Source organism: Streptomyces sp. NPDC001980 (assembly GCF_040296885.1).
Lineage (GTDB): Bacteria > Actinomycetota > Actinomycetes > Streptomycetales > Streptomycetaceae > Streptomyces.
Genome location: NZ_JBEOYD010000010.1, coordinates 66,216 through 87,706 on the forward strand (window position 1 = coordinate 66,216; position 21,491 = coordinate 87,706).

At 69.4% G+C, this 21,491-nt stretch carries 14 protein-coding genes and 1 pseudogene; 5 read left to right on the top strand and 10 right to left on the bottom strand.

Annotated elements, in window-relative coordinates; genetic code table 11:
- Positions 1-2: 2 nt before the first annotated feature.
- Together ABT137_RS17590 and ABT137_RS17595 are read right to left on the bottom strand one after the other, a co-directional pair.
- Positions 3-1,694, bottom strand: a complete 1,692-nt coding sequence (locus ABT137_RS17590) for a glycoside hydrolase family 13 protein (protein ID WP_351709419.1) — start codon at positions 1,692-1,694, stop codon at positions 3-5.
- A 139-nt stretch (positions 1,695-1,833) separates the two neighbouring features.
- Positions 1,834-3,105: an ABC transporter substrate-binding protein gene (locus ABT137_RS17595; protein ID WP_351709421.1), complete on the bottom strand. Its 1,272-nt coding sequence runs from the start codon at positions 3,103-3,105 to the stop codon at positions 1,834-1,836.
- 126 nt (positions 3,106-3,231) lie between these two features.
- Here ABT137_RS17595 and ABT137_RS17600 point away from each other — a divergent pair, with 126 nt between their 5' ends.
- Genes ABT137_RS17600 through ABT137_RS17610 form a run of 3 tightly spaced genes read left to right on the top strand, consistent with a single transcriptional unit; the run spans position 3,232 to position 6,904 of the window.
- Entirely contained in the window at positions 3,232-3,747 is a 516-nt protein-coding gene (locus ABT137_RS17600) for a PadR family transcriptional regulator (protein WP_351709424.1), read from the top strand.
- A gap of 47 nt (positions 3,748-3,794) precedes the next feature.
- Positions 3,795-4,553, top strand: coding sequence for an ABC transporter ATP-binding protein (locus tag ABT137_RS17605; RefSeq protein ID WP_351709965.1), 759 nt, complete (start codon positions 3,795-3,797; stop codon positions 4,551-4,553).
- A 47-nt stretch (positions 4,554-4,600) separates the two neighbouring features.
- Positions 4,601-6,904: an ABC transporter permease gene (locus tag ABT137_RS17610; RefSeq protein ID WP_351709427.1), complete on the top strand. Its 2,304-nt coding sequence runs from the start codon at positions 4,601-4,603 to the stop codon at positions 6,902-6,904.
- A 62-nt stretch (positions 6,905-6,966) separates the two neighbouring features.
- Here the strand turns inward: ABT137_RS17610 and ABT137_RS17615 are convergent, their stop codons facing one another.
- Both ABT137_RS17615 and ABT137_RS17620 read right to left on the bottom strand, forming a co-directional pair.
- Entirely contained in the window at positions 6,967-7,782 is an 816-nt protein-coding gene (locus tag ABT137_RS17615; protein ID WP_351709430.1) for an SAM-dependent methyltransferase, read from the bottom strand.
- A 138-nt stretch (positions 7,783-7,920) separates the two neighbouring features.
- A complete protein-coding gene (locus ABT137_RS17620; protein ID WP_351709433.1) occupies positions 7,921-8,757 on the bottom strand; it encodes a DUF429 domain-containing protein in 837 nt (278 codons plus the stop codon).
- A gap of 511 nt (positions 8,758-9,268) precedes the next feature.
- Here ABT137_RS17620 and ABT137_RS17625 point away from each other — a divergent pair.
- Positions 9,269-9,910 (top strand): DUF4142 domain-containing protein, encoded by a 642-nt coding sequence (locus ABT137_RS17625; protein WP_502984534.1) that lies wholly within the window; start codon positions 9,269-9,271, stop codon positions 9,908-9,910.
- A 454-nt stretch (positions 9,911-10,364) separates the two neighbouring features.
- On the opposite strand, the gene ABT137_RS17630 is transcribed toward ABT137_RS17625, so the two are convergent.
- Positions 10,365-10,844 (bottom strand): SRPBCC family protein, encoded by a 480-nt coding sequence (locus ABT137_RS17630; protein ID WP_351709439.1) that lies wholly within the window; start codon positions 10,842-10,844, stop codon positions 10,365-10,367.
- A gap of 188 nt (positions 10,845-11,032) precedes the next feature.
- Between ABT137_RS17630 and ABT137_RS17635 the strand changes: the two genes are divergently transcribed.
- On the top strand, positions 11,033-11,725 hold the full coding sequence (locus ABT137_RS17635) for a TetR family transcriptional regulator (RefSeq protein ID WP_351709442.1): 693 nt from the start codon (positions 11,033-11,035) through the stop codon (positions 11,723-11,725).
- 140 nt (positions 11,726-11,865) lie between these two features.
- Here ABT137_RS17635 and ABT137_RS17640 read toward each other — a convergent pair.
- From ABT137_RS17640 to ABT137_RS17660, 5 genes and pseudogenes are all read right to left on the bottom strand, one after another.
- A pseudogene (locus tag ABT137_RS17640) lies at positions 11,866-12,037 on the bottom strand (AMIN-like domain-containing (lipo)protein); the annotation flags it as partial.
- Positions 12,038-12,515: 478 nt separating this feature from the next.
- A complete protein-coding gene (locus ABT137_RS17645) occupies positions 12,516-13,607 on the bottom strand; it encodes a DEAD/DEAH box helicase (protein ID WP_351709445.1) in 1,092 nt (363 codons plus the stop codon).
- Positions 13,604-15,451 (bottom strand): DrmB family protein, encoded by a 1,848-nt coding sequence (drmB, locus tag ABT137_RS17650; RefSeq protein WP_351709448.1) that lies wholly within the window; start codon positions 15,449-15,451, stop codon positions 13,604-13,606. Before drmB ends, ABT137_RS17645 begins: the two co-directional genes overlap by 4 nt.
- On the bottom strand, positions 15,448-18,570 hold the full coding sequence (locus ABT137_RS17655) for a helicase-related protein (RefSeq protein ID WP_351709451.1): 3,123 nt from the start codon (positions 18,568-18,570) through the stop codon (positions 15,448-15,450). Before ABT137_RS17655 ends, drmB begins: the two co-directional genes overlap by 4 nt.
- A gap of 43 nt (positions 18,571-18,613) precedes the next feature.
- Positions 18,614-21,448 (bottom strand): sigma-70 family RNA polymerase sigma factor, encoded by a 2,835-nt coding sequence (locus tag ABT137_RS17660; RefSeq protein ID WP_351709454.1) that lies wholly within the window; start codon positions 21,446-21,448, stop codon positions 18,614-18,616.
- Between the last annotated feature and the right edge of the window lie 43 nt (positions 21,449-21,491).

The window sequence follows — 21,491 nt, forward strand, 5'->3', positions numbered from 1 at the left end:
GTTCAGAGGTCGTTGATCCACCAGGCGGCGGTGGAGCCGGGCAGTACTCCGGCCGGGCAGGGGCCGCTGGCGAGCAGGGGGGTGCCGGAGACGGGTGCGGGGGTGGGTGCCGTACCGAAGTTGACGGCGCAGACCAGGCCGTCACCGCGTACCGGGCCGCCGTCGCGGACGAAGCCGAGTACGCCGGGCGGGGTGTCCAGCCACTCCAGCGGGCCGTCGCCCAACTGGGGCAGCCGGGACCTGAGTTGGAGTCCGTCGCGGTACAGGTGCCAGAAGGAGCGGGTGTCGGCGAGGGCACGGTCGGTGGCGTACTCGGCGAAGTAGTCGGGCTGCGGCAGCCAGGGCCGGGCTCCTTCGGCGCCGGAGGTGAAGCCGAACGGGGAGGCCTGCCCGGACCACGGGAGCGGGACGCGGCAGCCGTCGCGGATCCGGGCCCGGCTGCCGGTGCGCCGGAAGATCGGGTCGGTGAGCACGTCGTCGGGCAGGTCGACGACCTCGGGCAGGCCCAGTTCCTCGCCCTGGTAGATGTAGGCGGCGCCGGGCAGGGCCAGCATCAGCAGGGCTGCGGCGCGGGCCCGGGCGGCGCCGAGTCCGCTGCCCTCGGGGGTGGGTTCGCCGTAGCGGGTGACCGTGCGGACCTGGTCGTGGTTGTTGAGGACCCAGGTGACGGTGGAGCCGGTGCCGGCGATGTCCTGCATGGCCTCGCCGATGACCTTGCGGAAGGCGTCGGCGTTCCACGGCGCACCCAGCAGGTCGAAGAAGAAGGCCTGGTGGAGTTCGTCAGGGCGGACGTACAGCGCGTGGTCGCGGGCGGTGGGCACCGACACCTCGCCGACGAGGAGGCGTTCGCGGCCGTCGCGTGCCGTGTACTCCTCGCACATCGCGCGCCAGTGCCGCCAGACGTCGTGCACCTCGGGCTGGTTCCAGGCGAGGGGGTTGACCGAGTCGCGGGTGCGGGCGTCGGCCTCGGGGTCCGGGGAGTCGGGCAGCTCGGGGTCCTTGAAGAGACCGGCGGCGACGTCGATGCGGAAGCCGTCGACACCCCGGTCGAGCCAGAAGCGGAGCACCTTGTCGAACTCGGCGGCGACCTCGGGGGTGCGCCAGTTCCAGTCGGGCTGCTCGGGCGCGAACATGTGCAGGTACCACTGCCCGGGCCGGCCGTCCGCCTCGGTCACCCGGGTCCAGGCCGGGCCGCCGAACATGGAGTGCCAGTTGTTGGGCGGTTCGGAGCCGTCGGGGCCCCGGCCGTCGGCGAAGTGGAAGCGGCCGCGCTCCCGGCTGCCGGGTGCGGCGGCGAGGGCCTGCCGGAACCACGGGTGCTCGTCGGAGCAGTGGTTGGGGACGATGTCCAGCAGCACCTTCATGCCGAGCCGCCGGGCGGCCGCCGTCAGCAGGTCGAACTCGGCGAGGTCGCCGAAGAGCGGGTCCACGTCGCAGTAGCCGGCCACGTCGTAGCCGTGGTCGTGCTGCGGCGAGGGATAGAAGGGGCTCAGCCAGATCCCGTCGACACCGAGCTTCTTCAGGTACGGCAGCCCGGCCCGGACGCCGGCCAGATCGCCGATGCCGTCACCGGTGCTGTCCAGGAAGCTGCGGACGTACACCTGGTAGATCACTGCGTCACGCCACCAAGGGTGCCGGTTCAACACGTTGTTCAACCCGTTGACCTGTCTCTGCGAAGGGCAGCAGTTATGCATGCATGTTAAGTAGACGTGTCGAGAGGGTGTCAACGAGTAGGGCAGAAGCTACTGTCGAGTTGGGAAGCTATGTCATGAAATATTGACCACTGAAGGGCACAGAAGAGACCGTCGCGTTACCTAACAAGTAACTATCGGCCTATCGGTTGGAGAGGGCGGCCAGTTCCCGTGCCAGCCGGCGCACCGCCGCCGCGGGCGTCTCGTGCCCGGTCATCGCGTCGTGCACGACGGCCTGCACCACCAGGCTGACCTGGTCGTAACGCGGGCTCTTGGGGCGCGGCCGGGCCGCCTGCACGCTGGCGCGCAGGGTCGGCAGATAGGGGAACTCCCGGATCAGCGCGGGGTCGTCGTACAGTGCGGCGCGCACCGGCGGCAGCGCGCCGCGGGTGAGGACCTGGCGCTGCACGGGCGCGCTGGTGAGGTACGCGATCAGCCGCGCCGCCGAGTCGGGGTGCCGGGCATGCGTGTTGACGGCCAGGTTGGAGCCGCCGAGGACGCTGGTCCCCGGCCCGTCGGGCCCGGGCAGCGGTACGGCGCCGACCTTGCCGGCGACCACCGAGCCCTTGGCCGAGGCGCCGACGTACGCGTACGGCCAGTTGCGGAGAAAGAGCAGGTGACCGTCCTGAAAGGCCTGCTTGGACTCCTCCTCCGTGTAGGTCAGCGCGGCCTTGGGGATCCAGCCCTCCCGCACCCCGCGGGTGAGGAACCCGATGCCCTCGCGCGCCGCCGCGGAGTCGACGGTGACCTTGGCGCCCTCGTCCCCGAGGATGGTGCCGCCGGCCGAGTAGACGGCCTCGGCGGCGTTCACGGTGAGCCCCTCGTAGGGCAGGAACTGGCCCGCGTAGCCGCCGAGTCCGTACTTCGGCGCGATGGTCTTCGCGTCGTGCTCCAGTTCGGCCCAGGTGCGCGGCGGGCGCACGCCCTCCTTGGCGAGGATGTCCGCGCGGTACAGGAGCAGACCGGCGTTGGTGACGTACGGGACCGCGTACAGCCGTCCGTCGTAGGTCGCCGTGTCGACGACCCGCGGCAGGAAGGTGTCCAGCGGGAAGCGGTCGCGGGGCAGCGGCCGGATCCAGCCCGCCGCGGCGAACTCCGAGGTCCAGGCGACGTCGATGTTGAGGACGTCGAACCGGCTGCGGTCACCGCCGCGCAGGTCGGTGACCATCTGCGCGTGGGCCTCGTCGGCGGAGTCGGGGAGTTCGACGAGGGTGACCCGCTCGCCGGGGTGGGTGCGGTTCCAGCCCTCCAGGAGCGGGCCGAGGTAGCCCGTGAGGTCCCCGGCGGTGGCCACGGTCAGCGGGCCGCGCCCTCCGCCGGCCCCCTGTCCGGAGTGCGCGCCGGAGGCGACGTATCCGGTCATGACCACGACGAGAGCCAGGAGACCCCTACCCGCGGCACGCAACCACCGCATAGGTTCCTCCCTGTGCACCGCGACCGCACGGGGCACCTTCACCCCGAGTCGGAGGCCATGTATACCTGTTAGGTATGGGCGATACTAGGGTGCGGAGCACAATCGGTAGACAGGAGGACTGCACACGTGCGCCTGCCCCTCCTGGCACTCCTCGCGCGCGGTCCGGCCCACGGCTACGAGCTGAAGCAGGACCTTGAGCAACTGCTGGGCTCCGCGTACCCTCAGCCGAACATCGGCCAGGTCTACGTGACCCTGGGCCGCCTGGAGAAGCAGGGGCTGATCGAGGGCGAGGACGTCGAGCAGTCCAGCCGTCCCAACAAGAAGGTCTACCACCTCACCGAGGCCGGGCAGGACGAACTCCGCGCCTGGTTCGAGAAACCCGAGGACGAGCCCCGGGTGCGGGACGAGTTCTTCATGAAGCTGGCGCTCGCTCCGCAGACCGGACTCGCCGACCAGATCGCCCTGATCAACCGGCAGCGGCGGCAGTACCTGACCACCATGCGCAGCCTGTCGAAGCTGGCCGCCGCCGAGAACCGCGACAACCGGATCGCCCACCTGCTGATCGAGGGCGCGATGCTGCACCTGCAGGCCGACCTGGACTGGCTGGAACGGTGCCAGGAAGAACTGGAGGAGCTGGAATGAGCGAGACTCCCGCTCCTGCGCCGCGCGCCGGGGGTGCGGCCACTCCCATGCCGCGCGCCGAAGGCCCGGCCACTCCTGTGCTGCGCGCCGAGGGCCTGGTCAAGACGCATCACGGCGAGGGCGCCCCGGCCCGGGCCGTACGCGGGGTGAACCTCGCCCTGCGGCCGGGCGAGTTCGTCGCGGTCACCGGTCCGTCCGGGGCCGGCAAGTCGACGCTGCTGCATCTGCTGGGCGGACTGCAGCGGCCGGACGCCGGCAGCGTCTGGCTGGACGGCACCCGCGCGGACGACTGGAGCGAGGCCCGCTGGGCCGTCGAGCGCCGGAAGCGGATCGGGATCGTCTTCCAGTTCTTCAACCTGGTGTCGAACCTGTCGGTCGCCGACAACGTGGAGCTGCCCGCACTGCTCGCCGGTGTCCCCCCGAAGCAGGCGCGCGCCAAACGCATCGAACTCCTCGCCGAACTGGGCCTCGACGGCAAGGACCGCAGCCTGCCCGGCGAACTGTCCGGCGGCGAACAGCAGCGAGTCGCGCTCGCCCGCGCCCTGATCAACCATCCCCCGCTCCTCCTCGCCGACGAACCCGCGGGCAGCCTGGACAGCAAGGGCACCCGCGAGGTGATGCGACTCCTTTCCCGCTTCCACGGCCGCGGCCAGACGATCCTCCTCGTCACCCACGACGCCCGGCTGGCCAGCGCCGCGGACCGGGTGATCAGCTTCTTCGACGGCCGGATAGCCGACGACGCGGAACTGGACGGCACGCCCACCCGCGGCACCGGGATATCCGGCGTGCTGGAACTGACGGACTGACGGACCGACATGCGGACGTACGACGTCCCCCGAAGGGGCTGAGCCGTATGCGGGCGACCTTGCGCTGGGCACACTCCGATCTGCGCACGCACCGCGGCGAGGCACTGTTCCTGGTGCTGGCCACGGTCGGAATCGTCCTGTCGCTTCTCCTCGCAACAGCCCTGTTCGGCTACGCCACCAACCCCTGGCAGCGCGTCTTCGAGCAGACCCGCGGCGCCCACGTATGGCTGCACACCGCCCGGTCCGCACAGCTGTCGAAGCTCACCGGGCTGGACGGCGTCGAGTCCGAGGCCGGCCCGTACGCCACCGAGACCACCACCCTCACTTCCCACGGCACCCGAGCCGCCGTGGAACTCCGCGCCACTCCCCAGCACCTCGCGATCGCCCGCCCGCTCCTCCTCTCCGGCCACTGGCTCGACCCGGCGAGCCCCGACGGCGTGGTCCTGGAGAGCCATCTGGCCCGCGCCCTGCTCGCCGAACCCGGCGACACGCTCACCCTGCCCGGCACCGCCCGCACGGTGACCGTGCTCGGCATCGCCGACAGCGCCGAGCCGCGCTACGACCCGGACGAGCAGCCAGGCCTGGTCTGGGCCCCTCCCTCAGTCGTCCACACCCCGAACGGCCAGGTCATCGGCCTGCGCCTGACCAACCCCGACGACACGGACTACGCCGTGCAGCGCGCGGTGACCGTCCTGGGCGCCGGCGTGATCGGCGAGGTCGCCACCTGGCAGCAGTCGCGCGCCGAGGCACAGGGCGACAACCGGCTGCTCGGCCAGGTGCTGGGCCTGTTCGGCCTGGGCGCGCTGATAGCCGCGGGCCTGGCCGTACACGGCGCGATCACCACCCGCATCCGCGGCCACCTCCGGGACATCTCCATCCTGAAAGCCATCGGCTTCACCCCGGACCAGGTGGTCCGCGTCTTCCTCCTCCAGCACATCGCGTACGCGCTCCTCGGCGCCGTGACCGCGGCCGCCCTGACCCGGTCCCTGGGCAGCAGGCTCCCCGGCCGCCTCGGCGACGCGATCGCCCTGTGGCAGAGCCTGCCCGGCCACGCGGTGACGCTCGTGACGATCCCCGCCGGCGCGGTGCTGTTCATAGCCGCGACGACGGGCCTGGCAGCCTGGCGCGCGGGCCGCGTCCCACCAGTCCCGACACCGCTCCCGTCGGTCCGGGGCGGCGCCGCCACCCCGCAGGTGGGCGGGCAGCTCTCGGCCCCCGCCCGGCGCGCCCTGGGCCTGCGGGTACCTCCCGCACTGGTCCTGGGCTGGCACACCGCCTTCGCCCGCCGGACACGCGCACTCACCACCGTGGCCCGGCTGGCACTCCCCCTCCTCCTCATCGTCGTGGCGATGAGCGCGTGGACCACCCTCAGCCGCTTCCACAGCGAACCCGGCCGGATCGGCCTCCCGGCCGCCCTCACCGTCCACGCGGACGCGGGCCTAGACGACCACGCCACCCGCGCCCTGCTGGCCCGCGACCCCCAGGTCGCCGCCGCCTACCCGGGCGTAGAGGTGGCCGCACTGGTCCCCGGGCAGACGGCCACGATCGCCCTACGCGGCTTCGGCACCCACCAGGCCCCCTACCCGTACGCGCTCGCCGAGGGCCGTCCCGCCCGCGGCGCCGACGAGGCGGTGGCCGGCCAGGGCCTGCTCGACCTGCTGGACGTGCGCGTCGGCGACTGGGTACGGATGACCGTCAGCAACCAGCCGCAGATCCTGCACATCGTGGGCCGCAGCATCGAGACGGAGAACGCCGGCCGGGTCATCTCCACGTCCCTGGACACCCTGCGCGAGAACGACCCCACCCTCACCGCCACCCTCTACCAGGTCCAACTGCGCCCCGGCACCGACCCCCACCAGGCCGCCCGCCGCCTGACCACTACCGGCCACGGCCACCTGGACGTGCACACCGTGACCAACCCGGCGGACGGCCTCTCCCCCCTACGCGGAGTGGCGGCCGGCGTGATCGCCGTCCTCGCCCTGATCGGCCTGGTCGAACTCCTCACCGCCATCGGCGGCACGGTACGCGAGGGCGAACGCGACCTCCTCGCCCTCAAGGCCATCGGCCTCTCCCCCCGCCAGATCACCGCAGTCACCGTCACGGCCACCGGCTGCACAGCGCTGGCAGCGACCCTGGCGGGCACGGCCCTCGGCACCCCCCTCGCCCACTGGCTGATCAACACCCAGGGCAGATCGAGCGGCATCGGCGCGGGTATCGCACAGAGCCCGCCGTTCCTCCTCCTGCTCCTGTTCGGCACGGCGGCGGTCCTGGGCGCGGCGGCCCTGTCCGCCCTCCCGGCAACCCGCGCGGCCCGCCGCCGCCTGGCGGACACGCTGAGCGCGGTGGCCTGAGCGGCACTCTGCCGTTACGGCTTCCGCGCGTTACGGCTTCCGCGCGTTACGGCTTCCGCGCGTTACGGCTTCCGCGCAAGCCCACCATGCTCGGCAACGACCGCCGGGGTGCCCGAACCGGGCTCCGGCCGCCACTCCGTCACCGACACGACACCGGGCTCGACAAACTCCAGACCGTCGAAGAACGCGGTGATCTCGTCGATGCTACGCAGGTTGTACGGAACGGCGCCGCTGCTGTTGTAGGCGTCCTGGGCCTGCTCGAAGACGGGGTCGATACCGCGCGATCCGTCGTTGATGGAGAGGTAACTGCCCGACGGCAGGGCTTCCATCAGCGTGGCGACAATGGAACGGGCCTGGTCATCGTCGGCGACGTGGCCCAGGATGTTGCTGAGGATGAGCGCGGTGGGACGACCGAGGTCCAGCGTCCTGGCGGCGACCTCCAGAATGCGCGCCGGGTCCGTCACGTCGGCGTCGATGTACGCGGTCGCCCCCTCCTTGCTGGAGTAGAGGAGGGTGCGGGCGTGCGCGAGCACCATCGGATCGTTGTCGACGTACACGATCCGCGCCTCGGGAGCGAGCCCCTGGGCGACCTCGTGGGTGTTCTGCGCGGTCGGAAGCCCGGTACCGACGTCCAGGAACTGCCGGATACCCGCCTCGGACACGAGATACGCGATGTTCCGACGCAGAAAGGCCCGACTGGAGCGGGCGATGGTGACGATCCCGGGAAACACCTCGGTGTACGCATCACCGGCCGCCTGGTCGACGGCGTAGTTGTCCTTGCCGCCGAGCCAGTAGTTCCAGATCCGGGCGGAGTGCGGCACCGTCGTGTCGATCTTCTGCTGGTCGGCCGGGTCGGGCGTCATCGCGGGGTCGCTCATGGGTCGTGTACGTCCTTCGGCCGGGGCGGGATCATTCGCGGCACATCCTACGAGCGAACTCCCGTTTCTCGCTTGCTAGTTCATGTCTTCCTTCCGGCTGGTTGGGACAGCGACGCGCGGTCCTTGATCGACCGGGGTTCAGCTCGCTTCGCGGCCACGCCTCTGCTCGGGGCGGGCGGGCGCAATGATGGTGGGAGCCTGTCCGGGAGGCAGGAGGCTGTCCGCTCCGAGTACTTGGCAGCGCGCCAGTCCGTGCCGGGACCACAGTGCGGCCGTCCACGCACAGAGCAGCGCGTCGATGAGATCTTCCCGATGCTTGTAGTCAGCCGCCTTGTGGGGTGAGGGCTCGGAGAGCAGCCGACGGGAGGCCGGGTGGGAGGAGAGCAGGAGGGGCGGATCGGTGGTGGCCAGGCCCGCCATGTGCGCGATCAGCCTGTCGCACTCCGCCGCCCGTACCGCTCGCCACTTCGCCGTCGGAACTCGTGCCGGCCGACGCTTGTACGTAGGGCGTTCCTGGTCGTAGCCCAGTTCGGCGGCTCCGACCAAGGTCGTGTACGGATAGCACTCGGAGAAGACCAGACCGCCGGTCGGCGGTCCGCTCCTGCCATCGTCGTAGGTCCAGCCCGACTCCTGCAGCCATTCCCGTAGCAGCACTCCGGCCTGTCGAGGAGAGCTCTGGTTGGTGCTGTTCGCGCTCACCTTCCAACGGCCGTATCGTTGGCCGACCTCCCGCTCACACGTCCGCTGGCCAACCGGGTTGTCGACGACCAGCGGCGCGTCGACGAATGCCAGGGTCGATCCGTCGACAGCTGTCCTGGCCAGCCATGCCATCGTCTCTTCGAGTCCGCGGGTCCAGCCGCATTCGATCACGACGCCGTACCTGTCGATGGCAGCTACGCCTGTTTCGTTGGGCTTGGTACGGGCTCCGCTCTGCGCCCAGGCGAGGTCGATGCCGACGAACCGTTCAATGCCCATGCATCCGTGGTACCACGGAACCGGCCACAGGCATGACGTGCTCTTCTTCTTCCTTGCCGAGGCGCAGGTTGGACCGCCGCCTACAACGGCAAGCGACCGCATGGTCGCACGGTCCCCGACTTCGGCATCTCCTCAACCGAACGGCGCCCTCCCCATCAACAGGTGTCATCGACGAACCGGGAAGGACCATAAGTGCGGGAATGAATGTGGCCCTTCCCGGTCGCCGATACATGATCGACCGTGAGGCACCCGGCCCCGATAGGGCCGAACGGCCCTTCTTCACGCCGCTGAGCGGACCGGCCGGAAGCAGCCCCTCGCCGGCCCCCGATCGCTTTACGAACCCATGACGAGCCCAAAAGGTTCCACGGAACCCTCGCATCCGTATGTCTGTGTGTGCGGGATCCGAAGAACCGGATCAGGAGACACGGTGCTCGTTTCACGGAAGGCGGCGGGAACTCTCTTTGTAGGTGGTGCCCTCAGCATCACCCTCGGCTCCCTCCTCTACCCCGCCATGCTCGGAGTCCAGAAGGTCAGCAGCGCACCCGAGCGGGTCGTCGCCACCCCGGCGACCGGACCGCTGACGGAAGCCGACCGGGATTTCGTGGTCGAAGTGCGCTCGGCAGGACTGTGGGAGTACCCCGTAGGCCAGAAGGCGGTGAAGAAGGGGACGACGAAGGCGGTCAGGAACGCCGGGAAGCATCTGGTCGACGGTGATGCCTCGTTGGACGCCGCCTGCCGCAATGTCGCCAATCAGTTGGGCATTACGCTGCCCAACCTGCCGTCGCCACAACAGCAGAGCTTCGAGTCCCGGCTGAACGGGGAAAGCGGCAAGCAGTTCGCCACGGACATGGCCACCACCGTGCGCGCGACCAATGGCCAGTTCCTCACCACGATCGCGAGCGTCCGCACCACCACGAGGAACTCGCTGGTCCGCGCGCTGGCCGACCAGGCCAACGACACCGTCCTGGACCACATCGCGGTCGTGGAGAAGACCGGCCTGGTCGACTTCGCCCAGGCCCTCGCCCAGGAAACAACCTCGCCCAACCTTCCCGCCCAGGACCTGACCCCGCCGCCCGCAGTCGCGGGCCAGCCGCAGGTCGTCCTCACTCCCCCGGCGAACAGCACGGCCTCACCGAGTCCGACGGTGGGGTGAGGACCTGGGCCGAGTCCCCGACGCCGACCAAGCCGCCGTTGTGCTCGGCCCCGGCCTCCCGCCGCCCCCGGCGGCACGCTGCTGACGAGCGCCTTTCCGGGAGCTCAGGTCCACCGCACCTACCGGAGAGGCTCGTCAGGCCTGACCGGACGCCCGACCGGCGATCGATGGACAGGCAATGGAAAGGGAGGGGAGTGCACTTGTGCAGCTACCTTCACGGCTCAGTGCGACACCATCGCGCCCTGCAGCGGTCCGGACGGGGACTTCGTCGCCATCGGGGTCGAACGATCCCCTCGATGCGCTCGAAGACGGGTACGCAACTGTCTGTTCCTCCCCACACGGAAGGACACGTTGCTTCGGGCGCCGCTCTGTCGCTGTGGTCGCGGGACGGGGCGGAACCCGTCGTCCCGCCAGACGAGCCGCGCGACGCGGCCCGCCTTGCGGTCGGCAGCCGTCAGATCTTTCGCCTAGGACTGCTGCCGGGGTGGAGCCTGCCGGTTTCGTCGAGGTCGTTGAGTACCGCGGGCAATCCGACGCGCAGCATCTTGCGCCGGACGTGGCCGAGGATCTGAGCCATGAAAAACCCGCTGGTTCCTGCGAAGCCCGTGTGGTCGTAGGTGAAGCGCGTTCCTGCGGCATGGGGCTCGATCAGATAGGTGACCTGGGTGGTTTCGCCGCCGCCGTGGTCGGTCCACGAATAGCGCAGCAGTCGCGGCTCGTCCACCTCCAGCACGACACAGTCGACGATGCCGCTCCAGCCCGGCTTCGGCTTCGCGACGAACTGGAATTCAGTGCCGACGGTGGTGGCGAATCCTTCCGGTCGCGCCCCGGCGCCGGTCGCGGTCCACAGGGGGATGAGCGCCGGGTCGGTTACGGCGCGCCAGACCTTCCCGGGAGAGTGCGGGTAGTCGCGGACGATGCGGATGGCGCTCACGGGGCTCCCAGAGTGGTGCGGACGTCTCGCCGGAGAATTATTTTATAGCGACTGAAAAAATATAGTAGCAGTAAGAATCTCGCAGCTGGATTACGCTGTCCCACGTGAGCACGGTGGAATGGACGGGATGGCGCAGACAGGCCGGGGAGCCCGAGGCCGAGGGGTTGCGGGAGCGGAAGAAGCGGCTGATGCGGCAGCGCCTGTCGGACACCGCGACCGAGATGTTCCTGGAACGCGGTTTCGACGGCGTTCGCGTGGCGGAGATCGCCGGGGCATGCGGGGTCTCGGAGAAGACAGTTTTCAACTACTTCCCCACCAAGGAATCGCTCGTCCTGGACCTCGGCGAGAACACGATGGCCGCCCTGCGTACCGACCTGGCCCTCCCCGGCCGCTCTCCGGTCGACGCGGTGCTGGGGATCCTGTCCGGCGAACTGCGCGGCCTGGTGTCCTGGATCGCCGCGCAGGACGACCCGGTCCAGGCCGCCGCCATGATCAGGCGCTTCCGCGAGCTGACCCGGTCCACGCCCTCACTGCGGGCCTATCACCGCGACATGAACGACCGGCTCATCGGTGTTGCGGCCGAGGTGCTGGCCGGGCGCACCGGGATGAGCCCGGAAGATCCCGAGCCGCAGATCGCGGCAACGGCCCTGCTCGGGCTGTGGCCCATCCAGTTCCGGAGCCTGGGCAAGCACCTGGCGGGTGTTCGCACCTCTGAGCAGGCGGAGCGGGTGCATGAAGCGGTGACCGCCGACGTCCGCCGTGCGGCCAGGCTCATCGAGACCGGCCTCGTCCCAGACTCTGGGAGAACCGCCGATCCTGATCAAGCCGGCGGCCTGATCGCCGAGTTTGAATCGGTCACCGATCCGCGCGGAGACAGCTAGGGGCGCTACCGGCTCTCCTCACTACTGGCCCTGGTGGCCTGCCACCAGGCGGTGCCCGCCTAGCCCGCCGGTCTGTTTCATCGTGCCAGGTGGAGTGGGGTGGGGGCACGTCGAGGAGACGCGCCCCCGGCCGCACCGGGTCACCAGGTGTGAGCCACGTCCGCCACGAGTTGGTTGACCGTCTGGAAGACCCGGAACGGCAGCCGGGCGCGGACGCCCAGGCCCGCCTGGGTGTAGCCCTCGGAGCCGCCGGTGACCTTGAACTCCCGGAAGGTCCAGTAACCCTGTGACGTCGACGGACGGCACCCCGGGCCGGAAGACGAGGAAATGGGTGTCGCGGACGAGTACCTGGCCGACCTCCGGACGCGGGATGGGGACCTGTTCATGGCCGGACGCCAAGCCTGCCCGCGGGTCAGGGGCAAGGCTTGGGTCGTACGCCGGGAGGGAGTCAACGCGACGTTCCGAACCGCGCAAACGCGCCGAGCGACCACTCGCAGGGCTACGTGAAGACAGACACCGCACAGTTCAGGGGTCCCGAATCAGCCCTGGCCGGGGACACGGGCCACATCGCCTGCTGCGGACCGGCAGGGACGGCCACACCCGTTCCCCCACGGCATCTGTGAGATCGGATGGTGTCCTTCCGAGGGGTGTGGCGGCAATCACCGCATGGGCCTCGGCCCCGGACCGTGAGCACCTGACGGTGTGGGTGGCGTTGCTCGTTGAAGCGACGATCGAGGCACCAGCCATATCCCCGCACCAACCGCTCCGCCTGATTTCGTCCAGGCTCTCGTCAGCCACGTAGCAAGTAACCGGATCCCACCTGAGCACACACAGGTGGTTCGGTGTCGCCCTCGTACGCCAGATGGAGCTCATGCCGTGCACGGGTGGCCAGAACGTAATAGGCCATGCGCAGGGCGGCGGAGGTGGGATCGGCAGCCGCGTCCGTATGCGTATCGGGGATGACGACTGTGTCGAACCCAAGCCCTTTGGCACTCGCTCGGTGGACGAGTACGATTCCGGGTCGTCCGAGGTCCAGCGTGCGGTAGCGCGCCTGTCCCGCCCGGGCCCGAGATGTGTACAGCTGCGGCTTGAGCCTCGGTGCCCGGCGTTCCAGACTTCCGAGCAGTGAGAACTGGGTGTGGGTCGAGTTCACGATCACGCCGATAGTCTGCTGGGGATGTCTCTCCGCCAGAAGGATCAACAGGTCGGCAGCGCCGCGGTCCGGCAGGTGGTGCAGCCGTGGCGGCGGCCCTTCGCGTGCGGGGAGTACAGGTACCCCGGCCCCGGTGTGGAAATGAGCGGCGAATGCCGCGATCTGGCGGGTGTTGCGATGGTTCCCGTCGAGTTCGCGACGCGTGCACCTGCCCAGTCGCTCAGCGATCTCGGCGAGAGTGGAGTTGGTGTCGGTCAGGCGCTGGCACTCGTCGGCGTACACCGTCACACGTGCCTTGAGCAGTCGACAGAGAAGGTAGAACTCGGGCGGCAGGTCCTGGCCTTCGTCCACCACGAGGGTGGGACCGGATACATGTCCGGCCTCCGCGGCACGGTCGTAACACGCCTCCCAGTCGTACCAGCCGTCGTCGGTGCGGGAGACTTTCCCGTCGCACCAGTCGGCGAGCCAGGCATGTGCGGTCGACACACGTACGCCTCGGTCGGCCGGGCCGAGTGCATGAACGACCGCGGCCAGGGACTGCCGCAGGAGGTTGGATCGGGTCAGCAAGGTCACCGGCGCCCCTGTGAGAGCGAGCATGACGGCTCGTTGGGCGGCCAGGAGGCTCTTACCGCTGCCGGGCGGCCCGCTGACGAGATGGTTGCCGTCGAAGGGGAGATCATCGAGGGAGCCACGCTGTTCCGGTGACAGCCCGAGATAGGTGACTGTCACGACTGCTCCAGAGCGTTGGCCGCGGCAGCACGGGCAGCGGTGACGATCGTCTCCAGATAGCCGGGCACGTGTTCGCCGCCCACGACCAGGGCGCGGTCGAGCAACGCGTTGCCGGCCTCGCAGCTGGTCTCCGGAAGAAGGGCGCAGGCGTGGCAGGCCGCGCGGTTGAGATTGCCGAAGCCCTGGCCGGTGTGTTCTGCACAGAGGGGGTCGGCCGAGCACCAGGCCGCGGCCTCTGCCATCCGCAGCAGGGTCTCCGCGAGACGCGAAGGTTCGCCCTGCCGGACGAGGCCCCCAAGGGTGCCTTCCGCGTCACCCGCGGCGGTGTACACGAGGATGCCGTACTGGTCCTGCTCGGACCGTGCATAGATCCGTTCACGCAGACTGGCCGTGGTGTATCCCGATTCGAAGGAGAGCTGGCGGATCAACAGATGCGCCAAGGTGTGCAGGAGGACGAACCGGGGCGCGAGTTCAGGACCGGTCAGCGCTTCCAGACGGTCCTTCTGAAAGGAGCGGCCGAGATCCCCATTCATGCCCGCGACTCGCTGACGTACCCTCCGATCGGTTTCCCAGCTCGCCAGCTCGGATCTGTCGAGCGTGAGGAAGATACCTTCACCGAAGACCTCCACCGCCGGCAGCCATCTCAACCGCCGCGCGGTGTCCGCGGGGACGGCCACGGCGTCAGGTGAGACACGGGTGAAACCCGATAGGGCGCGTACCTCGCGCAGCCGGTCGACGAGGACGATCCGGCCGAGACCGCGCCGCAGTCCGACCCACGGTTCCTGCGTCTCGCTCTCAAGACCGAGGGTGGTCTCACGCAGCGCGAAATCGCGGGTCGCCGGCGGGGTGGGCGCGGTGAAAGCTGCCCATTCCTCGCGGCTCAGGTCGGGCCGGGCCGGAGCGGACGCCGTGTCACCGAACTCCGCGGGAGCCTGGCCCGTCTCCTCACGCAAAAGCGCGTCCAGGAGGTCCTCGTCGGCTCCGGTGTCCTCCATGATCACTTCTCGGTACATCGCTGCGCGTGGCTTCCCCGCGTCGCGGCACAGTGGCACCCACAGATCATGTTGGCGTACCCGTTCGGCGACCACGTCGTCATCATGAGCGCGAACGTCCGTCTCGGGTATGTCGAGTGCCGAGTGCGTCACCGGGTAGTACAGGTTTCCCGCCGTTCGCTGCACCACCTGCACCGGCTTGACGCACTCCGTGGCTTCGCTCGCCCGCTGCCAGGGGTTGCGTCCTGAGCAACGCATGCCATGCGTCCCGAGGATGTCGAGCAGATCGCGTGTGGCGCCGCAGTCCTTCGCGGAGCAGCTGACGGAGAGCGCTTCGAGGCCGGAGGCGCGCTCGGAGACGAGGAAGCGGAGCTTCTCGCGTTCGCCGCATTGACGTCGCTCACCTGCCTCACGCCGCGAATGGGCCCAGAACCACCAGTCGATGTCGCCGAGATGCCCGGCTGCGCAGATCTGCACGAACCTCATGGGTGCGAGCGTCCGGCCCGGCGAGCAGGAGGTGCAGCGTGGTGGCTGTCCGGGCTTCTCATCCGCGATGCGCCAGCGCTTCATGCGCCGGCAGGCGCCGCAGAACAGCCAGGAGGGAAAACGGATGTACGGCACACCGGGCGCGTCCGGAGTGTCGTACCGGTCGTTGGCCGTCGCAGGAGCGGCGTAGAAGCCCGTCACCCCGAGCCGGGACGCCAGCCGCGCAGACACCACCTTCTGTCGGCCCTTGCCCGGCCAGTCGCCGATGCCGGTGGCGACGAACGACTCTCCCTGGATGTCGAACACGGCCCCGACCCCGAAGGGCACCACCGTCTGCGACTGGCGTACCCGAAGCTTGCGGCTCACAGGTCGGCTCCCTTCACCATCACCTGGCATTCTCGGTCGACGTTGCGCATGGAGTTCGGTGTCTCCCACAGTCCGTAGCGCTGCTCGAAGCTCTTGATGAGGTTGGACTGCCCCTTGCCCTGGCTGCGGTAGTACAGCTCCCTACCGTCCTTGCGGGCCTCGCGTGCCGCGTCCTCCCAGCAGGCGATGAGGTCTGCCAGCTCCTTCCTCACTGCGTCGCCGGCTGACGGCTCGCACGTCTGGGCACGGGTCGCCAACTCCTCGGCCACCGCCTCTACTTCGCCGAGTCGGTCGATCACCTGTCCCGCCTGGTTCTCCGCGGCGAGCCCGAGCCGGTGCCGTACGAGGATGACGAGCGCGGCATGCAGGGCACGGGCACGGGAGGGCACGGACCAGGGGGTGACGCTTGTCGGTTCGACATGCCGGTAGAGGGAACGGTGATACACATCGAAGGTCTCGTAGTGGGAACGGTCCCGTGGACGGGTCGCGTTGAAGAAGGTGACGACGAGGCCCGGTACGGAGTGCCGACCGACGCGGCTGGTGGCCTGGATGTATTCAGCGGTCGTCTTGGGCTGTCCCTGCATGAGCATGAGTGCCAGTCGCTTCACGTCGACGCCGACGGACAGCATGTTGGTGCAGGGCAGGAAGGAGACCGACTCCTTCTCGTCCCACCGCTTCTCCAGCCGGTCGAGCAGGACAGGCTGCTCCGCACGAGGCAGGTTGCTGGTCAGCTCCTGCACCTGATGGTCCGCCAGGCTCCTGGTTCCTGCCCCGGACTCCAGCCCAGCGAGCTGGGCGGGGATGTCGTCGGCGGCGGCGGTGACGGTACGGCCGAGCTCACGCAGACTGTGGTGGTAGGCCACGAGCGTCCAGTAGGCGTCGCGGTGTTCCTCCGGAAGCTCCCAGGCACCTTGGAGCATGGAGGCGGCGGTGGCCACGGCGGCGCGCCCCGCCGTGTGTCCCTGGGCCATGACGCCCAGGTAGCGGCGGCCGGGCCGGGTGGTGTCGGGTTCCGCGAAGTAGGAGTGGCGGGCGTCGAGCCCTGCGGGAGGAAAGAGCTGGACCCCGGCGCCGTACAGAGCCCGGACCTGTTCGCCGGAGCGGCGAATGGTCGCCGTGGACGCCACGACCTTGGGCCCGATGCCGTCGGGTGTGGTGCACAAGCCGAGGATCGCCGCCTCGTACAGGCCGACGGTGGTGCCCAGGGGACCGGTGAGCAGATGCAGTTCGTCCTGGATGACGAGCGAGGGCGGCCGGTTTCCGCTGCCTGCGCCGAAGAGTCGTCCCGCGCGGGGTTCCCAGGCCAGGCGGGCGAACTTGTCCACCGTGCCGAGGACGAAGGTGGGTGGCCGGTCGTAGAGCTGCTCGTCCACGACGGCGACGGGCAATTCATCGTGGAAGGCGCACTCGTCACGTGGGCAGAAGAAGGCGAAGGCGTCCGCGGCGGCGCGTACGCCGTAGTCGCCGATGTCCGGCGACTTGTGGGCGGGCAGGATCCTGGTGCCGCACCAGGGACAGCGATCGAGGATGAAGACATCGTCCGGCCGGGCGGCGGCACGTACGTCGTCGAAGGCCGCGCGGGCCTTCTCGTAGGTGTTCGGGGTGGTGGTCTCGCCCACCCACAATCCGATCGAGAAGGGCTCCTGCCCGTACGTGACCGGATCGGCTCGACGCAGGGTCTCCAGGGCGCAGACGGTGGTGGCCGCCCGCTGGAACTGCTGGGTCGTCAGCAGACTGAGGGTGTAGCGGCTCAGGACTGCCGTACCGCCACCGGCGGGTTCGCGCCGGCGCAGCACCATCTCGAAGGCGGCGAGCAGCAGATACGCCTCCGTCTTACCGCCACCGGTCGGAAACCAGATCAGGTCCGTGGTGGCACGGTCGGCGTGCCGGGGATCGGCCACCCCGTCCAGAGCAAGCAGGAAGAACGCCAGCTGGAAGGGGCGCCAGGCCGCAGCTGGATCCGGTTCCGGGTCAAGGGGCACGGCAGCGCCACGCGGTCGGCGGGCACCCGCCAGGTCGGGAGATGAGTGGCGCATCTGAAGAGCCATGGCACGGTTGGCGGCGCGGAAGGCGTGCAGTAGTTCAGGGCGGCTCGGGTCGCAGAGGGTGCGTACACCGGATTCGATCCGGGTGACGGTGTCACGGATACGACGGAGGATGCGGTCCGCGGCGTCACGGCCCCAGCCCGGAACCTCCTGGTTCAGCTGACCCACGTACCAAGCACGGTAGTCGGCGACGAACTCCGTCAGCTCCTCGCGTAGTTGGTCGACGGTGATTTGCGGATCCGCGAGGTGCAGCACGTCGAGTGCGGGAGTTCCGCTCAGGCCGGCGGCTCGGACGCCGCTCGCCTCGGCCTCCGGCATGACGGCCGCGCTGAGAGCGGTCACCTGACGGGCCTCGTCGTAGTGCTCGGCCACCGCGCATCCGTGGCCGACGGCATGTGTCCGCACGTGCTCGTACTGCAGGCGCAGTTCCTGTTCCTCCAGATCGCGGCTGGCCAGTCGGACGCTCGGGTACTGGCGGATGCCGCCGTCCACGGGCCGTGCCTCCAGGCCCACCTGGAAGAGCATCCGATCCCATTGGCCGGCCTTGCCGAGCGTCTGTTCATGGTGGGCGGTGTTGACCAGGGCGACCGTGACCAGGTGCCCGGTGCCGAACGCCCGTCGCCGGAGGCGGATTTCTGCGCGACCGTCAAGGACGGGAACATGATCGCGGTCCGGACCGACTGTGTGGGTCTCGGCGGGGAGCGGGACGCGTTCCCAACGTCGGCCTCGTTCGCCCGTGGCGGCGTGGGTCCGATAGCGAGCGCCGGTACAGGTGATCTCGACGATGGTGGCGTCGGTGTAGAAGCTGAAGCCGAGCGAGGAGGGCAGCCAGGCGTTGGACTCGGGGACGGGATCGCTCGCAGGGGCGGTGTCCTCGGCTGCGCCTTCCGTACCGGCGCCCTCCAGCTCTTCCGCAGCCAGGTTCAACTGCCTCTGCAGATCAGCCTCTTGGGGATACAACGTCCCCATGAGGTATTGCCGGTCCGGCGGGGCGTCGAGGGTCTCGTACTCTCCCTGGGCGGGACCGACGAGCTGTCGGTGCAGGTAGGCCGTGAGTTCATGTCTGGGATCCATCGGGTTCCTCAACGGGTGCGCGGGGAGTTGAGCGGTGTGCGGATCACGGCTGGCGCCGTTGGTTCCTGAGCCAGGACGGGCCGTTCGCGACTCCGCGCTCCACGGCGAGCTGGTCCTGAAGTTCGGTGATACGGGCCCACGCGTCGTGCTCGGTCTGCGCGATTCGCTGGGCAGCATGCTGCTCCGCGTCACGTGCCTCCTGACGGGCCGCGCGAACATCCTGGTCCTGCTGGGCGAGTCTGGACTCGGACTGCCGCAGTCGGGCTTCGAGGGTGGCGATACGCGCTTCCGCGTCCTCACGACAGCGTCGCAGCGCCTGGTCCGCCTCATCGGCTCGCCGCCGGTGAAGGTCGTTGTCCGCGGCGGCCGCCCGAGCAGTCTCCTCGGCCTGTTCAGCTCGGCGTGTCACCGCCTGATACGCCTCATGGTGGACGGCTTCCAGGCGTGCGATGCGTTCCTCCGTCTGAGCTCGGGCACACTGCTCACGGCGTAGCAGGGTCCGGTCCATCCGAAGCAGCAGCGTCTCTTCCAGGGCGGCGAGTTCGGTCGCGGTGTCCGCACGGGCCGCGGCGATCCGCGCGGCGGCGGCCTGACGCTCCGCGTCGAGCTGCCGCTGATGTTCCTCGCGCAGCTGCTCGACGTACGCCTCGTGCGCAAGCCGGGCTTCGACCAAGCGCACCTGGGTGGTGGTGCCTTCGCGGTCCACGTCAGTGCGCTTCGTCTCCACAGCGTGCTCCGTGTCCTCGGCCCGGCCTTGCTTCCGGGGTGTGTCGGCAATGAACTCCCGCAGTGCGTCGCGTACGGCGAGCCGCGATTCTGCGTGGACCAAGGGCTTGACGGCCAGGTAGGCCCGAGGCGTGCTGCCGACGAGCGCCTCGGCGGGCTGTTCGAAGAAGTCCTCGGGCCTGTGGCCGGACTCGACCAGCGCGTCAAAGACGCGCCGCAATACCTCCAGTGACGCGACGACCGCACGGTCGGCTGTCTCCGTCCCCTGAACGGCACACATCACGGTGTCAGCCGCGGGCTGACCGAGGAGCACAGTGAGTTGCAGATGTCCTACGGCCGTCAGCGCGTACTCCGCGAGCCGAGCCACGCTGTCAAGCGGGGCCTGGGCCATTCGCCGGGCTTCTTCCCAGTCAGTGGTGTACGACTCTGCCGCACTGACCTCCGCCTCGGAACCCGGCACCGAAACGCCGAGCGGCGGCGAGGGCTCCGCTTCTGCTGCGGGAGCGGCATCCGGCTCCGACTCGGCAGCCGCCGGATACACCACAGGAGCAGGGGCAGGCGTCGACGGCGCGGGCAGAGGCACACTCCCCGCGTCCATGGCAGACACTGATTCCGTCAGGGGGCCAGCACCAGCCGCAACCTCCTGCTTCTCCGTCTGCTCGACCGCGCCCGCAGATGCTCGCACCCGGACCTGCTTCCGAATCCTGGCAGCGCCACCGCCGGCAGTCCGGTCGTACCCCTCGTCCGCCTTCTCGCTCTGTTGCACTCCGCCGGCGCCAAGAAGTCCTGCCATCCGCAGCCTCGCCTTGAGTGCCGGACGGAGTTTGACCTCGATCTGTCTGATGCGCTCCCGGGTCACGCCGAACTCGCGGCCCAGTTCGTCGAGCGTCGACGGTTCGTCCCCGTCCAGTCCCAGACGTCGTACGAGAACTCGGTGATCGCGTCCGGAGAACGTGCCCACGACGGCCATGACCTGCTCCGCGGCCAGCGCGTTCAGAACCATGTGTTCCACCGATGGCAGTGCTCGTCTCCACCCCACGAAGTCGCCGAGGGTCACCCCGTCGCCGACGACACGGTCGAGGGAGTCGGTGCGCCGACTCAGGCGTCGGGCCTCCTCGGCCTTAGCCAGGCTGATGTCGCACAGCACCGCCACGTCGGCGATGCTCGCCGGCTTCCCCTGCCCGTTCAGGGTCCGCTCCGCCTTCGCCACCCGACGGATCTGCTCGTGCATATGGACGGGGATCCGGATGACGGCACCCTCGTCGGCGACAGCCCGCGTGATCGCCTGCCGTACCCACCACGTGGCGTACGTCGAGAACTTGTACCCCTTGGCCGGATCGAACTTCCGGGCCGCCGTCAGCAGGCCCAGCACACCGTGTTGGAACAGGTCGTCGCACTCCAGCCCCTGATCGAGGTAGCCGCGCGCGATCGAGTGCGCGAGCCGCTGGTTATGGAGAACCAGACAGTTCCGAGCGCGGATTCTGAGATCGTCAGGGGGCAGACCGCTCAGTTCGGCCTTCTCCGGTTCGCACGCAATGCGGCTCGGGCCGCCCCGCACAAGTACTCCGAGTCCCACCTCGGCCTCCGCGCTGAGGAGACGGTCTTCGGGTCGCCCGCGAAAGCGGTCCTCCTCCAGCACGGCCAGAGCGACGGCCACGGCGGCAGCGACATCCCCCGCTTCCGGTACGACCGCCGGCGGCCCCACGAACTCCGGCGGCGCAGGATCCTCCGCGGGTTCAGGCTCTTCCGGCTGCTCGTCCGACGCGGCAGTGTCCTCCCGCAGATGAGCCCCGGTGCGCAGTGCCGCCGTTTCCGCAGCATTGAGACCGGCCAGCCGAGCCACGCCGTCCACGGCCCGCGTCGTCACGTACCCGTCGGCATCGGCGTAGCGCGCCAGCAAAGCCTTCACTGCACGAACACGAGGAAACACATTTTCTTCACGGATCCGTGCAACCTTTTCCATATCTGCGCTGTCCGCGTCTATATGCACGCGCACCACTTGTACGGGCAGCCCCAATCGCGCCAGCTCGTCCCGCAGTCGCTCCCGCTCGGCGTCGCCGAGCTTCAGCGTGCGCACGCTCTCCGCGAAGACCTGTTCCGGTACGACCCCGTTCACCGCCGCACGCCGGAGCCGCGCCAGCAGCTCGACCAAGGCGGCCTTCACGCCAGACGCACCCACCCCACCGACGGACTGA

Bases quoted from the DNA above. Each gene is read 5' to 3' on its own strand.
- ABT137_RS17625 (WP_502984534.1), top strand. From the start codon at position 9,269: ATGCTCGGAGTCCAGAAGGTCAGCAGCGCACCCGAGCGGGTCGTCGCC.
- ABT137_RS17605 (WP_351709965.1), top strand. From the start codon at position 3,795: ATGCCGCGCGCCGAAGGCCCGGCCACTCCTGTGCTGCGCGCCGAGGGC.
- ABT137_RS17595 (WP_351709421.1), bottom strand. From the start codon at position 3,105: ATGCGGTGGTTGCGTGCCGCGGGTAGGGGTCTCCTGGCTCTCGTCGTG.
- ABT137_RS17610 (WP_351709427.1), top strand. From the start codon at position 4,601: ATGCGGGCGACCTTGCGCTGGGCACACTCCGATCTGCGCACGCACCGC.
- ABT137_RS17620 (WP_351709433.1), bottom strand. From the start codon at position 8,757: ATGGGCATTGAACGGTTCGTCGGCATCGACCTCGCCTGGGCGCAGAGC.
- ABT137_RS17590 (WP_351709419.1), bottom strand. From the start codon at position 1,694: ATGCATAACTGCTGCCCTTCGCAGAGACAGGTCAACGGGTTGAACAAC.
- ABT137_RS17615 (WP_351709430.1), bottom strand. From the start codon at position 7,782: ATGAGCGACCCCGCGATGACGCCCGACCCGGCCGACCAGCAGAAGATC.
- ABT137_RS17635 (WP_351709442.1), top strand. From the start codon at position 11,033: ATGCGGCAGCGCCTGTCGGACACCGCGACCGAGATGTTCCTGGAACGC.
- ABT137_RS17655 (WP_351709451.1), bottom strand. From the start codon at position 18,570: ATGGATCCCAGACATGAACTCACGGCCTACCTGCACCGACAGCTCGTC.